12 protein-coding genes are annotated in these 14,955 nt (G+C 46.2%); 4 read left to right on the top strand and 8 right to left on the bottom strand.

Features of this window, described 5'->3' with window-relative positions; translation table 11 throughout:
- Positions 1–29 precede the first annotated feature (29 nt).
- A complete protein-coding gene (locus NI461_RS02900; RefSeq protein ID WP_253156497.1) occupies positions 30–3,260 on the bottom strand; it encodes a LysM peptidoglycan-binding domain-containing protein in 3,231 nt (1,076 codons plus the stop codon).
- Between the two features lie 203 nt (positions 3,261–3,463).
- On the opposite strand from NI461_RS02900, the gene dnaQ reads away from it, so the two are divergent.
- From dnaQ to nudC, 3 genes are all read left to right on the top strand, one after another.
- Positions 3,464–4,837, top strand: coding sequence for a DNA polymerase III subunit epsilon (gene dnaQ, locus NI461_RS02895; RefSeq protein WP_174660053.1), 1,374 nt, complete (start codon positions 3,464–3,466; stop codon positions 4,835–4,837).
- A 125-nt stretch (positions 4,838–4,962) separates the two neighbouring features.
- Entirely contained in the window at positions 4,963–6,606 is a 1,644-nt protein-coding gene (locus NI461_RS02890; RefSeq protein WP_174660054.1) for a chemotaxis protein, read from the top strand.
- Positions 6,606–7,382, top strand: a complete 777-nt coding sequence (nudC, locus tag NI461_RS02885) for an NAD(+) diphosphatase (protein ID WP_174660055.1) — start codon at positions 6,606–6,608, stop codon at positions 7,380–7,382. The genes NI461_RS02890 and nudC overlap by 1 nt, the downstream gene beginning before the upstream one ends.
- 72 nt (positions 7,383–7,454) lie before the next feature.
- Here the strand turns inward: nudC and NI461_RS02880 are convergent, their stop codons facing one another.
- From NI461_RS02880 to NI461_RS02865, 4 genes are all read right to left on the bottom strand, one after another.
- On the bottom strand, positions 7,455–8,333 hold the full coding sequence (locus NI461_RS02880) for an alpha/beta hydrolase (protein WP_174660056.1): 879 nt from the start codon (positions 8,331–8,333) through the stop codon (positions 7,455–7,457).
- The gene (locus tag NI461_RS02875) at positions 8,323–9,012 is read right to left on the bottom strand and encodes a BON domain-containing protein (RefSeq protein WP_151203319.1); all 690 of its coding nucleotides are present in this window, start codon (positions 9,010–9,012) and stop codon (positions 8,323–8,325) included. Before NI461_RS02875 ends, NI461_RS02880 begins: the two co-directional genes overlap by 11 nt.
- Positions 9,013–9,146: 134 nt before the next feature.
- Entirely contained in the window at positions 9,147–9,566 is a 420-nt protein-coding gene (locus NI461_RS02870; protein WP_151203318.1) for a YraN family protein, read from the bottom strand.
- A 3-nt stretch (positions 9,567–9,569) separates the two neighbouring features.
- Complete coding sequence (locus NI461_RS02865) at positions 9,570–10,529, bottom strand: penicillin-binding protein activator (RefSeq protein WP_174660057.1); 960 nt, start codon at positions 10,527–10,529, stop codon at positions 9,570–9,572.
- Between the two features lie 10 nt (positions 10,530–10,539).
- Here NI461_RS02865 and rsmI point away from each other — a divergent pair, with 10 nt between their 5' ends.
- Entirely contained in the window at positions 10,540–11,382 is an 843-nt protein-coding gene (rsmI, locus tag NI461_RS02860) for a 16S rRNA (cytidine(1402)-2'-O)-methyltransferase (protein ID WP_151205993.1), read from the top strand.
- 65 nt (positions 11,383–11,447) lie between these two features.
- Here rsmI and NI461_RS02855 read toward each other — a convergent pair whose 3' ends face one another.
- From NI461_RS02855 to ubiH, 3 genes are all read right to left on the bottom strand, one after another.
- Positions 11,448–11,699 carry a hypothetical protein gene (locus NI461_RS02855; RefSeq protein WP_151203315.1) on the bottom strand — a complete coding sequence of 84 codons (252 nt, stop codon included), beginning with the start codon at positions 11,697–11,699 and terminating at the stop codon, positions 11,448–11,450.
- Positions 11,700–11,876: 177 nt separating this feature from the next.
- The gene (locus NI461_RS02850; protein WP_253156495.1) at positions 11,877–13,124 is read right to left on the bottom strand and encodes an FAD-dependent monooxygenase; all 1,248 of its coding nucleotides are present in this window, start codon (positions 13,122–13,124) and stop codon (positions 11,877–11,879) included.
- A complete protein-coding gene (gene ubiH, locus NI461_RS02845; protein ID WP_151203313.1) occupies positions 13,121–14,329 on the bottom strand; it encodes a 2-octaprenyl-6-methoxyphenyl hydroxylase in 1,209 nt (402 codons plus the stop codon). Before ubiH ends, NI461_RS02850 begins: the two co-directional genes overlap by 4 nt.
- Positions 14,330–14,955 lie beyond the last annotated feature (626 nt).

The following is a 14,955-nucleotide window of genomic DNA, read 5'->3' as shown; positions in this document are numbered from 1 at the left end:
TGGGATTAAACAATCTCACGAGACAAAAATCAGTTTGGAACCTTAATTACCTCGCCAATCCGCAATTGCGTATTCGGTTTGATTTCATTCATTTCTGCCAGTTCGTCTGTTGCCAGACCATGACGCGCAGCCAGACCAATCAAGGTATCTCCACGCTGGATCTTATATTCAGTCACCAATTTTGGAATCTGAATGGTCTGACCGACACGCAGCCCTGCACGCGGACCGAGATTGTTCAGGCCTGCCAGATCACTCACGCTTATGCCCAAACGCTTGGCAATCGCATTCAGAGACTCGCCGGATTTCACGGTATAAGATTCCGTTGCTTTAGACGCTGAAGATTTATTTGTCACCTTCGCTTCTTCGACTTTTTTATCGGCCGGAAACTGACCTTCAATTTTTAAACGCTGGCCGATACGCAGGCTGCTATTGCTCTTCAGACCATTTAAATCCGCCAGATACTTCTGCTGCAAATGATACTGACGCGCAATCGAAGTGAGGGTTTCACCCGATTTCACCACATGCGTATCAGACTTGATATTCTTCGTACTGCTCTCAACCTGCGTTTCCTGCACAGGTTCAGCTTCGCCGCTCAGTTTTAAGCGCTGACCGACACGTAGATTGGCCGTACGGGAAATATTATTCAAGTCCGCAATCTGGTCCATCGACAGATTGTATTTCGCCGTGATACCGGTCAAGGTGTCCCCTGCTTGCACCGTATAAGTTTCCGGCACTCGACTAGCGGCTGGAATTTTGATGGTCTGACCGATACGCAAGCCGCTATTGGCAGACAGACTGTTCAAGGCCGCCAGTTCCGATACGCTGAGCTTGCTTTGACTGGCAATGCTATACAGGGTTTCACCGCGCTTGACCTGATAGTTTTCTGTCGGTGTCTGCTCTACTTTGACATTTTCAAACTTCTGCTCGACTTTTTTGCCCGATGTAGTCAACTCTGCCACTTCATTTAATGGCACATTGATCTTTTGTCCCACCAATAAGCTGCTGCCCGCTGTTAACCCCAGGGTCAATGCTGCCAGTTCACCATTCGACAAGGCATAACGATCCGCGATCAGTTTCAAATATTCACCACGTTTTACCGTATAAGACTTGGTCTGAATTTTGACTGTTTCTGCTTTTTTGTTGTCCTCAGCTTTGGCTTTTGTGGCAGTTTGTTTTAAAGCCAGCTTCTGGCCGACAAACAAACCACTACTTGGTGCCAGATCATTAAAATCGGCCAATTGTTGTAGGCTTAAACCGAACTGGCTGGCGACACTGGTTAAGGAGTCATTAGCCTGAACCACATAGCTGTCCGGTTTTTCTTTGGCCTTCGGCGCTGCTTGTACCGGCTTGGCATCATAGAGATAAATCGTGGTTCCTACATATAGCGTTGCACTCGGATCAATCTGGTTCCACTTGGCAACATCACGCCAGCTCACCCCATTTTTGGCTGCAATCAGCGCCAAAGTATCACCCGCAACAACGGTATAAGTACTGCGTTTGCCTTTCGGTGGCACCACGACCACTTCAGAGTCAGTCTTGACATAGTTCTTGCCCTGATTCAGCTGGGCTTCAACTGAACTGGCTTGGGTATTTTCCGCCACCTGTTTAGGATAGGAAAAACCTTTGGTCAGCTCCTTGCCCTGCTGCTCTGCCACAGACAGACTGGTCTGAATGGCAGTGAGCTTAATTTTGCCATCATAAGGATCAACAATTTCTGTGCCCGCAGGTGCCAAGGCTTTTAGCTCCTCAACCACCTCATCACGCTCAGCGGTTGTCGCTACAGGCTGTAAAACATCTTCTACCGTTTGTGCCGCACTCTCTGCAGCTAGCATACTTTGAATTTTCTCACGTTCTGCCGCAGAAATTGGAGGCTCCACCTGAACCGGCTTAACCGGAGTATCGGGTCTTACCGCCACCGGAATACGTGGTGCACTCGGAATCGGCAAGTCACTTTGTGCCGCGAAGTCCGCCAAGGCGGTCGATCCTTTTGGTGTGGATACTTTTTTAGTATTAAGTGCCAGCGAATTGCCAGAGTTCGTGGCGACTTGAGTTGCTGTAGAGCTTGCCGTTTTACTCACCACTCCCGCAGTTGCCGATACTGTACCGGACTTGCTGGTGGTTGCAGCAGAAGGTGTGCGGGTCGTAAGCACCGTGGTGGTCGAAGTTTTAGCAGCAGAGCTTGGAGCACTCGCCAATAAACCGCCAGAGCCAGAGAGTTTTTTCAGTTTCTCATCAATCGATGGACTCAGGTCAGCCGGGATCAGAATACGGCGCGGGCTTTGTGGATCAATCCGTTCCCCCCGATGTCCCGGGTTTAACTGATAAAGTTCTGCACGGCTTAAACCGGTAATCGCTGCAATCTCATTCAGACTGGATGCACCCACATTCACTTCACGGAAGTGAGGACGGTTGGCAATGGGCGGTAAACTCACGCCATACTGATTAGGATTTTTTACAATCTGTGCCACTGCCAGAAAGCGCGGCACATAGTTCATCGTTTCCTGCGGCAGTTTTAAAGACCAATAGTCAGTCGGCAAACCGGCTGCCTTGTTACGGTTAATCGCCTGTTGAATACGTCCTGGACCCGCATTATAAGATGCCAGAGCCAGCTCCCAGGAACCAAACTGGTTATACAGGCTCCCCAAAAACTCATAAGCTGCACGGGTGGATTCTACAACGTCACGACGGCCATCATACATCGGGGTCTGTTTTAAACCATAAATACGGCCGGTACTTGGAATAAACTGCCACAAGCCTGCTGCTGCCGCACTACTGGTCGCTGCCGGGTCATAGGAACTTTCAATAATCGGTAATAACGCCAGTTCAGTCGGCATACCACGACGCTCTGCCTCTTTCACCGTATGATATAAATAACGCGAAGCACGCGCACTCAAGCGGTCCAGATAAGGCTGACGGGAAATAAACCAGCCACGCTGGGCATCAATACGCGGGTTCCAGACAGTTAAATCCATCTTGAAGCCCACAGTCATGCGCTTCCAGATATCACCGTGTTTTAGAACCTGCAAACGATCTCCTTCCACTGCCCGCATATCGGTAGCAGAAAGCAGATCTTCAAGTCCATCCAGACCGTTGGCATCCAGATATTGCGAACTGACTTTTTTACTGGAACCTGTTTGGGTCGCACTTTGTGTAGATGAACAGCCGGTCAGTCCCAAGGAAGCAAGCGCCGTTCCAAGTACAGAAAGTTTTAACAAGATGGGGAAATCAGGCTGCCACAAAGTTGCGGTTGGTTTATACATAAAGAAATCCAAACAATCCGTATAATTTATTTTTTAAGATATGCCATTGTAGTTAAGCATGTCGGAGACACAAGGCAATAATTTACCCTGATTTCACGTTAAATGTTACAAGAAATTAAAAAAACCGCTACGGGTAGCTTAATCCGCTGCATTTGCGTTATACAATATCGGCTCATCATGTTCTTTTCTGATCGGATTTATATATGTCACACACAATTACCCTCTATGTTGATGGCGCTTGCCGTGGCAATCCTGGTTTAGGCGGCTGGGGGGCGTATATTGTTAGCGGACAGCAGGAACATAAAATTTGTGGTGGCGAAGACCATACCACCAATAACCGTATGGAACTGACTGCCGCCATCAAAGGAATTAAGTTCTGCCCCAAAGATGCAAAACTGGTGATCTATACCGACTCCAATTATGTCAAACAAGGCATTACCGAATGGATTCACGGCTGGAAAAAGAAAAACTGGAAAGATGTCAAAAACCCGGACCTCTGGCAAGAACTGGATGCAAGCTGCCAGGGACGTGAAATTGAATGGCACTGGATCAAAGGCCATGCCGGTCATGCGGGCAATGAAATGGCCGACCAGCTGGCCAATCAGGGCGCTGATGAAACCCTGAAAAAATCCAAACTGTCCGCTTCATCTGCTTCCACCACGGAAGATAAAAAAAAATCTGAACCCGACTGGCTGCTAGACGATCCTTTTGGTCTGGACCTGATGACGGATGAAGAAGAACCGGAAGAGCCGATTGAGGTTGAAGAAACTGAAACTGATATGGCAGTCCCAGAACCAAGCTCTCATTCTCAGGCCATGAATGAAGCCCAGCCGGTTCAGATGCATCCACATATTGTCATTACACCTGCAACAGTAGAGTTACATGGCCCACGCCAATTAATCCTGGATACGGAAACTACCGGTTTTTACTATCAGGATGGTGACCGGATTATTGAGATTGGTGCAATCGAGATGATTAACCGCAAACTCACTGGCAGCTCGATTCATATTTATACCAACCCTCAAAAACCGGTCGGCGATTCGGTCAATGTCCACGGCATTACTGATGAATTCCTGCAAGACAAGCCATTATTTGAAGAGATTTCTCAGGTCCTGTTTGACTATCTGCAAGGAGCCGAGATTATTGCACATAACGCGACCTTTGATATGAACTTCCTAGATATGGAGTTCAAGCGTGCAGGGCATGTTGCGTTGTCCGAAGTATGTGAAGTTACCGATACTCTGGCTATGGCCAAATCCAAGCATCCTGGACAGAAAAACTCCCTTGATGCACTGGTACGCCGTTATGAAATTCCACAACGCGACCGTACCTTCCATGGCGCCTTGCTGGATGCGGAAATTCTGTCCGATGTCTATCTGGCGATGACCGGTGGACAGGTTTCTTTTGATATGGATGCCCTCTCTCAGACAGAAGAACAAGGGAACCGTTCTGGCAGCGCCCGGATCGAGATGGAGCTGCCGGTGATTCTTCCATCAGATGAAGAACTTGCAGAACATGAGAAGTGGGTCAAACAATTTCAGGAAAAGCATGGAACTCCTTGCCTTTTTGCCAAATAAAATCTAGATTTCGAGCAGTAATTTCGCTTTAAAAATACAGTTCTTCAGTTATAGTAATTACAAACAGTTCCGTCCAATAAAACGGGACGCATATATAGATAATACTTCAGGAAAGGTGCAGATCCATGTCTTACCAAACCTCTATACATTTTGATCCAACAGCATTACTGATAATAAAAAATGAGGTTGATAACTCGATCAAGTTAGTCGAATCAGCAGTAAGCACCTTGGTAGAAGATCAGGCCTTACCTTTTGGTATTGATGATGCATTAAATCAGTTTGAACAGTGTGCGCAGGTTCTGGCTCTGATTGATATGCAAAGTCTGGCAAAAATTGCTCAATATTCAGCAGAACTTATGCGCAAGATTATAGAAAATCCGGCCCAGGTAAATACTCAGGACGTGATCGCGTTGAGTGAAGGCACCACCATGCTGAAACGCTATATCGAATTTATCTGTCTGCGTGAAGTGAAGATTCCACAGTTCCTGCTGGATACCCTGAACCGTCTGGAAATTGCGCTGGGCAAACCGCTAACTACCGAAGGTCAGCATATTGAACCTCTACTGGATCTGATTACCCCGGACTTCCAGTTACCGCAAGCGCCAGGTCTGGAAAAATCCAACTATGTACAACGCCTGTACAAGCTGTCTCTAAACAAGCTGCTAAAACAGGAAGAAAGCGAGATGGATTTGCAGGCAATCAAGCTGGTCGGTACCTATCTGGCAGGTCTGGCCGTCAATCATCCGAGTAAGCAATACTGGCATCTGGTCCATGTAGCGTTTAACAATATTGAGCACTTGCTGATTAATGAACCGCGTTTGCGCACCCTGATCAGCATCGAACGCAATATGGCGCAGTACTTTAATACACCGCAAAGCTTTAAGGCCTCCATGAGCGATCTGGCCAATGTAATTAGCCTTTGCATCAGTCAGGAAGATCCTATCTCACAACATATCCGTAACCAGCTCAACATTGGCGATGAGCTGCTCACTGATACGCAATTGCAGGTATTCAGCCGTCATCTTTATGGACCTGACTTTGAAACCATGCAGACGATCAGTGAACTGGTGACCACAGAAATGGCGCAAATTCGTAATGAGATCGAATACAACTATCAGAACATGAGTCCTGAAAAAACGCAGGAACTTCAGCTTCAGTTGAATAATCTGGCCAATATTTTCAAGGTACTGAACCTGAATGAAGCCTACAATGACCTGACCCAGCAAGCCGCGTCATTGAGTCAGGCGGATATTCTCAAAGATGAAAACTTTGCCCAGCAACTGATGAATGTCATTCTGTCAGCCATGAACTCGATTGGAGTGCTGGAACGTCATCATACTTCGAGCCGTCTACAGCTGCGGGTGAATAATATGAATGTTTCACTCGACCGTCTGGATGAAGCTCATACCGCCCTATTGAATGAAACCCAGGCAATCATCGAACTGTCTAGCCAGACTCTGAGCAATTATCTGCAAGAGCAGGATCTGGCCGCACTCGAAGCTGTACCAGCACAGTTGATTGAAATTGGCGGGGCGATGATGTTCCTGAATGCTGAACAGGTCCGTACAGCCTTTGTGACCACAGCGGCCTTTATCAAGAAGCGCTTTGAACTGTCAACGGCTCTCAGTCCAGAGGAAGTGCATCACGCACTGGATGCACTGGCAAGCGCGGATATGATGATTAATAACTTAAAGAATAAACAGCCTGTATTACAGTCCATGTTTAAGATAGCATTAGACAGTAGTGAAAAACTGAAAAGCGTTGCCTAATGTCTAAATTATCACTGGCTTATATTTTCCAGCAGCAACAGTTGCTGGTCGATCAACACTTTCAACTTCCGCGAGTTGAAGCACTCGCAGGTGACTTGCTACTGAACACGGATGCTCAGGTAATTGCCCGTGACCTGCTTCCGCAAGAGCCGATCCCTGACGGCCTGCAACTGGTGCCCATCCGTCAGCTGTTACAATTCTGGAATGCCCAGCAATTTGAACAGGCCAGCCGCGCCGTGCAATTACTGGAGTGGCGCCGTAACCACAAATTCTGCAGTCACTGCGGCACAGCGACTGAAGCTCATACCACAGAACATGCCATGGTCTGTCCTACTTGTCATTATCGTCAATACCCCCGGGTTCAGCCTTGTGTCATTACGGTTATTACCCGAGGTGAGAATGAAATACTGCTGGCCAAAAATGCACGCAACAAGAACAGTCAGATGTATGGCCTGATTGCTGGCTTTGTAGAGGTCGGAGAAACCCTTGAAGAAGCAGTCCGTCGTGAAACTTTTGAAGAAGTAGGCTTGGAACTGACGAACATCCAGTATCTGGCCAGCCAACCCTGGCCTTTCCCCAGCAACCTGATGATTGCCTTTAAAGCAGAATATGCGGGAGGTGAGTTACAGTTGCAGGAAGAGGAAATCAGTGATGCGCAATTTTTCAAATTTGACCAGCTGCCAGAGATTCCATTTAAAGGCAGTATTGCCCACGCCATGATCATGCATGTGACCCAAGGTCTCCCGGTGGCTGATGACACCCGGGCCTGGCTCTAAAAGATTTAATCAAAAAGCCCGGTTTAAACCGGGCTTTTTATTGCTAAGCGTTTGAATTACACAGATAGCTCTTTATCTAAAAGCATCCTCAAGCGCCCACATTACACGCGGCTTGGTTTCAAAGAAGCGGCTAAACAAACTGGACAATGAACCAATCAGGGTAATATGTCCAAGCTTTGGAATTGTCACCAATTCACAATGATTACCATGATCTTTCAGGACCTGATCCAAGTCCTGACTATTGAAATGGCCAACAATAGTGTCTCTTTCCGCCATAAACAGATAATGCCTGGTCGAGCTGTTTTCTACAAAATAATAAGGCATCACCTGCTGATAGGGAATCGACTGATCAAAGGCATCGGCACAGATCGGGTCATTTTTATAATCGAAATGGTAAGGCCCGGCTAGTCCAATAATAGCTCGGATATTCTCGCGCTGAATCATTGCCTTTTGTGGATGATATAAAGCCGACATTACATTAAATGCCCCGGCAGAATGCCCCATCAAGACCAGATTTTCTGTAGAAATGTTTAACTGCGTTTCTGCCTGCTGTAAATGATTAAGCAATAAATGCAGGTCATTAATATACATCGGGAAAATATGTTCAGGCGCCAGATGATAATTCATAACGACGACATCATAGCCTTCTTTGGCAAAAGCTTCGCCAATGAAGCGATAATCCTTTTTGTCCCCATGCAGCCATGCACCGCCATGTACAAATACAATCAGTGGCCGATGAGATAAAGGCTGATGACTGCGGAACAAGTCAAAGCGCTGCCGAGCTTTCAGTCCATAAGCCAGCTGGTGTTCAAAACTATAACCCTGTCGGGGGGTTAAACGATTCAACGCATAACTGCCAACATCATATACTCGCAAATCTTTATAGCGTTGCTGGACTTCAAGTAACTGATTTGACAGTTGCGTTCTTAAATGCTCAACCTTATGGAGCATCGGTTGGCTCAATCGCATCTGGATCAATGGCAACTGGTGTCTGTTCCAGGCCAGGTTGCGCATAGGAAGCCGGTGCCGCAAAATCCTGCCCGTTTAGCGTTGAACTCTGTTCGATATTATCAATCAAAGTGACAATTTTTGTGACATTGCCTACCTGTTGCAGCACCTGATTCAGGTCATTAATTTCCGCATTGTTTAAGCGCCCCATCACATACAATACGCCATCTTCGGTATGGATATGCAGCTTACTGTCTGACACCACCGGTGCTTTCATAATCAGGCCACGGGTATTGGCGGTCACTGCCGTATCCTGCATGATGGTGTTATAGCTGATCTGATTACCTACTGTAATAAAGTTATGGACGGCTTTCACATCGCTCATCGACTTGACATTATCTTCTGCCAGCTGCTTAAGATGCGCATCTGGCACCTGCCCCGTCAACAGCACATTGCCATGGAAACTTTCAATATTGACCCGCGCCTGTTTAAAACGCGAATCCAGTTTATAAAGATTAATTTTTGCAGTACGCACAATAGAAGAATCAATAAACACCTGTCCCAACGTTCGTACACCACTTTCGGTACCTACAGGAGCCGTACCTGTACCACTGGAAATAAAGCTGGCACAACCCGATAAACTTGCGACACACAGCATTGTTATTGCAATACGCTTAACCACTCAGCAAGACTCCTTCAATTTTTTACAGTCTTTATCTTAATTTAATCGTCTGTTCTTAAGTTCAGATAAATTCCACTATAGGGGACTTTAGCCTGTTCCTGCAGTAAATATAAGCATATCTGGACTTATTTTGTTCAAAGATTAATAAACTCTTGATCAAAAGTAAAAGCATTTTCAATCCATTGCAAATCATACGGGTATAGTGAAAAGTCATGCTGTATGGTTTTTGCAAAATACTGATTAAAATCAAAACAAATTACATCGAAACGATAATCATGATGAATAAATTGTGGAGATTGCTGAATAAAACATAAGGCTGTCTGTAAGATTTTTCTTTGCTTTGTGTAAGAAATAGATTCAATCGCTGGGGCATAACGGGTTCTGGCCCGAGCCTTTACCTCTACAAAAACCAGCTCTAGCCCACGCTGCATCACCAGATCCAGTTCACCATAACGACTATGATAGTTCTGGGCCAATAACTGAAAACCCTGCTCCTCCATCAGGTGGGCCGCCTGCTGTTCGGCCCATAGCCCCAACTGTTTTTGTCTGCTCATCCTTCACAATACCTTCAAGCCATGGGCAGTTTGCTGAAAACAGGAGGGTGTACGCTGTACACCCTGCTCGGATAGCTGAATCAGACCGGTGCGGCCATAAAACTCAATCTGTTTCAGTTTTTTATTGGCAAGATAATATTGGGCAATTTGCCAAGCATCGCCCCCAAAGGCAATCAGCCGCTGATAGGACATATCTACCGGATTCTGATGATAGGCCTGATGAACGTCGGGCCAGTGACCAAAATAAAGTACGGGCACATCACAAAACTTGATGCCCCGTGGCGGTGAATACTGCTCATTAATTGCATGGGCGACCGTATAGATACGTTTATGTCCCAAGCCCTGTAAAGTAGCCAGCCAGTCTGCATTACCAAGTAATAATATGCCTTGTTTATGTTTCAAGAAAAAGGGCGGTTTCTCAACCAGATGTAATTGTAAATTGCTCTGGCTCAGCAGTGACATCAGTACAAGCTCATGTTCCGTTTCATGTCCTGGCTGGCGTAGCACCAGAAGCTGCTGGATACCGTCTTGAGAGATTTGCTGTTTTAAGGCAGCTGCATCATCTCTTTTCGACAGACTGAATTGCCAGACCTTGGCGGTCTTTGACGTCGCTTCATTTAAGCTTAAGGTGCGAATTCCGGGCCTGCTTTGAATCAATTGCTCAACATCCTGACGGGCCAGTGGGCCAATCACCAGCTGGGTCTTTTTATTGACATGCTGTTTCAATAGTTGGGGGATTTTCTTCTGGTCAGAATTAACCCATCTTAGCGGGACTTTCTGCCCGGAAACCTGATAGGCACTTAGAAAACCCTGTTTGATACTGGATGCAGCTCGCGCCAAAGGGCCAGATTCAGGTAGAATGATCAGCACTTCCGCCTGTACACTGCTACAGCAGAGCAGCAGGCTTAAGCACAATATTTTATTTTTAATCTTCCATTTTTTATTATTCATTTTATTCCACATGGAGAAACCTATGAGTGCTCAGTTATTTGTTGTTGCGACTCCAATCGGGCACTTAGATGATATTAGTTATCGTGCAATTCAAGTTTTAAAATCGGTGAGTCTTATTGCCGCTGAGGATACACGAACTTCTGCACAATTACTTAAACATTTTAATATTCAAACACCGCTGACGGCCTGCCATGAACACAACGAAAGCAACAAGATTGAACAGCTGATTGCACGGCTGCTCATGGGTGAAGATATGGCACTGATCAGTGATGCCGGTACTCCCCTGATCAGTGACCCAGGCTTCAAGTTTGTCCGTGCAGCACAAGAGCACAATATCCGGGTGGTTCCGGTACCGGGTGCCTGTGCAGCAATTGCCGCCCTAAGTGCTGCAGGTCTGCCTAGTGACCGTTTTAGCTTTGAAGGCTTTTTGCCTTCAAAACAAAGCCAGCGTCTGTTAACTCTGGAAAAACTCAAAGATGAAAGCCAGACCCTGATTTTTTACGAAGCGCCGCATCGGATTCTGGAATGTGTCAAAGATTTGGCTCAGGTTTTTGGTGCAGAGCGCCCTGTCGGCTTTGCCCGTGAAATTACAAAGACTTTTGAAACCATCAAAAAAATGACCTTGGCTGAACTGGTGGAATTTATTGCTCAGGATCATAATCAGCAAAAAGGTGAAATTGTGCTGGTGGTCGGTGGTGCAACGGTAGAAAAAGATCTGGATCAGGAAAAACTGGACAAACTTTTACTGCGCTTATTACAGGATCTCTCGGTCAAAGCCGCCTCCCAACTGGCTGCTGATCTCACTGGCATCAAGAAAAAAATCGCCTATCAGCGTGCATTGGAACTGACCGCTGCAAATGGCTAATGCATTCTTCAAAAAAAACACCACAAGCAAGGTGGTGTTTTTTTTGGGCTTAAACCTGGCAGCTATTATTCTCTGGCAACGGATTCATCCGCTGGAACTTCAGTAATACGACCACCTTTGGCCAGGAAAGCCGCTATTTCATCTTCCAGAGCCTGACGCTGCTTTTGTTTGGCAGTAATCGTCAGAGTTTCCGCTTCGACCACATCACTATCATTTACAGCTTCATCGCTGCTGACTGCACCTTTTTCAGCTGCCTGTGCTTCTTCATCGTCGACAACAGGATCTTCTACATCATCATAATCATTTATATCTGTCATTTTAGTCTCCCCACAAATGACTGCTGGTTTTGGGCATTTCAAGCTCGGTTTGAAATTACCTGAAATTTAGCAATCTCTGTGGGTTTCGCCTAGTACTTCCTATTAAAAAATCGTATTTTTTTTAAACAAAATAGTTACTCTTTATGAGTGTTTGTTTAAAAAATTTACATTCACGATCTAGGCGGAGTAACGGGTAGCTTTCAGCAAACTCAAACCATTGGCCTGAGCCATAAACGCATCTTTTAACAGGGGCAGCTGTTCCACCTGTTTCAGAGCAAAATTACGTGCCCACACCACCGGAAAGAGCTGGGCGGTTTCCATCCAGCCAATTAAAGACATGCTATGCATCATCGCATCATTTTGTCCCTTACGGCGATGTTCGTAACGCTTCAAGGTCTGCTCATGTGCCCAAACGCCACGTGCTCTATCATGCAACAACACATCACATAGCACTGCTGCATCCAGACAGCCAATATTTACCCCTTGTCCCGCCAGCGGATGAATCACATGCGCCGCATCCCCAATTAGCGCCAATCCATCCTGTACATACTGCTGTGCAGCACGCGCCTTGAGTGGGAATTTGGCACGCGGTGTCGCTTCCAGCACTTCACCCAGCATATAATAACTTTCACGCGTCAGAAGCTGCTTAAACTCGGCATCTGATAGTGCAGCATATTCATCGGCATAATCGTCCAGCAATGTCCAGACAATCGATTGCCAGTGCCCCTGTTCCTCAGCTTTCAGGCTGGCCATCGGCAAATAGGCCAATGGGCCGGTTTCGAGGAAAATCTGGCGGGCCACATGCTGATGTGGCTGAGCCGTTTTAATCGCACAGCTAATCCCCGCCTGTTTATAATCCAGTACATCCAGATCGATAAAGGCCTGTTCCCGCACAAAGGAATTCGCGCCATCTGCACCGATCACCAATTTGGTTTTTAGCTGAGTCCCATCCGCCAGATGAATCAACCAAACGCCAACACCACGTTCGATCCGGCTAACTTTGACCTGCGTGCGATAGTCCTGCACATCCTGCAGTATCTTTTGCTGAATGGCCAGATTCAGAATGCTTGGTTCCACCATCGAGCCTAAAGCCTGCTCTACCGATGGTGTTTTTTCTGCAGGATGACCAAAATTAATTTCGCCATAACCATTTTTATTCCAGACCTGCATGCCGGTATAAGGCTGCTGCCGTGCCAGATTTTCCCAGACACCCACCGTTTTTAATAGGTGAATGGTTGCCTGACTTAGAGCCAGAACACGCGGATTGGCCACACTTAAAGTTTTGGCTTCATCCAGGATAGGTGCAACATCAAGCACAGTGGCCTGTATACCGCCTTGGGCCAGCAATAGCGCAGTGAGCCCACCTACCAATCCACCACCAATAATGACAACGTCTAATATTTCGTTAGTTTGATTTAAGCTCATGCTTTTAACCCCATGGCATAATTTGCAACGAGTGGCTTGATGCCTGGAATAGTATCAAAAGCAATGAGTCCGGTATTACGGACCAGCTTTAAAAATGGATTCTGGTTACTAAAGCCACGCACCACAGAGTCACAGAACTTAATCACACGCTGCTGATCATTCAGACGGGATTTTTCATAATCCTGCAACACCGCTGCATTGCCCAAGTCTGCCCCTTGTGCCTGCTGTTCTTTGAGATAGCGCAGCAGTACATAGGCATCGCGCATACACAGGTTAAAACCCTGCCCGGCAACCGGATGGATGGTATGTGCCGCATTTCCCATTAACACCACACGGCCAATGGCCTGCTTTTCTGCCAGAACTTGAGATAAGGGAAAGCTAAAACGTTTACCGGTTTTCTGGAATTTACCTGCCCGGTCACCATAGGTTTGCTGCAAGGCATTCAGGAAGTGCTGATCATTTTCCTCACCCAGCCATTCTCCTTCTGTACCCTTTTTTACAGGCCAGACCACAGAGCGGCGATATTCGCCCGGTAGTGGCAATAAGGCCAATGGCCCTAAATGGCTAAAACGCTCAAAACCCACCTGATGATGCGGTTTAGAAGTTTGTACAGTCGTTACAATCGCAACCTGATCATAATCATGTTCGGATGCACCGACCCCGAGAGCTTTACGGCAGAAAGAATCCCGTCCGTCTGCTGCAATGAGCAGTTTGGATTGCAAGCTCAGTACAGATTCACCGCGCTGCGCTTCAATATAAGCAAAGTCGGCATCTTGGGTCAGTGATGTAACCTGAACACCATCAATCAGTTCAATCAGTGGATTTTTTTTAACTTCAGCAAGGAGTACCCGGCCGAGCCAGGCATTTTCAATCACCTGACCAAAGCTTTCTACTTTTTCCTGTTCTGCAACCAACCGTGCCTTACCAAAGCTGCCCTGTTCGGTAATATTGACTTCAAGAATTGGAGTGGCATGTTCCTGTAAAGCATCCCAAAGTCCCAACTCCTGATAAATCTGCACACTACGGCGCGACAAGGCACTGTTACGGGCATCAAAACCGGAGTGATAGGGAGCAAGACTTACATCATCATAATCCGGATATTTGATCGCTTCCAAGAGTTTGACTGCAATATTGGTTTTCGCCAACATCAGTGCGAGGCTTAAGCCGACCATACCACCACCGACAATGATGACTTCTTGTTGCATGCTCTAATCCTTTCAATATCGTATCTACATAACAGATACTTATAATCATGATAGATTTTATATTAGCTCAAAAATTTCCTTTTTTATAATAAATTAGGTTTTGCCTACCCAGTACTTCTTGAAGGTGCTGGCTTCCTTGATGAAGGGACAGCATGCAGGGGGGTTCTGAGAGTGAATTCATGGCAAGCTTTAAAATGTGGAAACTTTAAAATAATGCTTAAAAACCAGTTTTGCATCTGTCCTTTGGTTGATCGAGTTTTGCTTATGCAAAACATATAGCACCTAGTTTTGATAAAGAACTAGATCTCGTAGCGACCCCCACTACCCTGCAAATCATGAACGATATTCTCCACCCATTAAAACAAGAGCAAATTCTAGAAATTATCTATTCCAGCTTGAGTAAAGTCAGGAGAAAGCATGGTAATTCTTATTCCTCTTCAAAAAACTTTATTCAATTTTGTAATCTCCGGCGTACATCAGTTGCGGTCCTTTACTGCTATCCAGCATATAGAAGACCTTCTATGATGAACTCATCAGGAATAGGACGTTCCCTATAAGAATAACAAGAGATAAGCACAAGGACAGTCTGGTACGACAGGAGTTATACCGAACAAATCCAGAAGAAA

The sequence above is a fragment of the Acinetobacter sp. S4400-12 genome (genome assembly GCF_024129495.1).
Taxonomy (GTDB): Bacteria; Pseudomonadota; Gammaproteobacteria; order Pseudomonadales; family Moraxellaceae; genus Acinetobacter; species Acinetobacter lwoffii_C.
This window is presented reverse-complemented; position numbering and strand designations above follow the sequence as displayed.

Coding starts and splice junctions, on each gene's coding strand:
- NI461_RS02900 (WP_253156497.1), bottom strand. CDS start 3,260: ATGTATAAACCAACCGCAACTTTGTGGCAGCCTGATTTCCCCATCTTG.
- dnaQ (WP_174660053.1), top strand. CDS start 3,464: ATGTCACACACAATTACCCTCTATGTTGATGGCGCTTGCCGTGGCAAT.
- NI461_RS02890 (WP_174660054.1), top strand. CDS start 4,963: ATGTCTTACCAAACCTCTATACATTTTGATCCAACAGCATTACTGATA.
- nudC (WP_174660055.1), top strand. CDS start 6,606: ATGTCTAAATTATCACTGGCTTATATTTTCCAGCAGCAACAGTTGCTG.
- NI461_RS02880 (WP_174660056.1), bottom strand. CDS start 8,333: ATGCTCCATAAGGTTGAGCATTTAAGAACGCAACTGTCAAATCAGTTA.
- NI461_RS02870 (WP_151203318.1), bottom strand. CDS start 9,566: ATGAGCAGACAAAAACAGTTGGGGCTATGGGCCGAACAGCAGGCGGCC.
- NI461_RS02865 (WP_174660057.1), bottom strand. CDS start 10,529: ATGTGGAATAAAATGAATAATAAAAAATGGAAGATTAAAAATAAAATA.
- rsmI (WP_151205993.1), top strand. CDS start 10,540: ATGAGTGCTCAGTTATTTGTTGTTGCGACTCCAATCGGGCACTTAGAT.
- NI461_RS02855 (WP_151203315.1), bottom strand. CDS start 11,699: ATGACAGATATAAATGATTATGATGATGTAGAAGATCCTGTTGTCGAC.
- NI461_RS02850 (WP_253156495.1), bottom strand. CDS start 13,124: ATGAGCTTAAATCAAACTAACGAAATATTAGACGTTGTCATTATTGGT.
- ubiH (WP_151203313.1), bottom strand. CDS start 14,329: ATGCAACAAGAAGTCATCATTGTCGGTGGTGGTATGGTCGGCTTAAGC.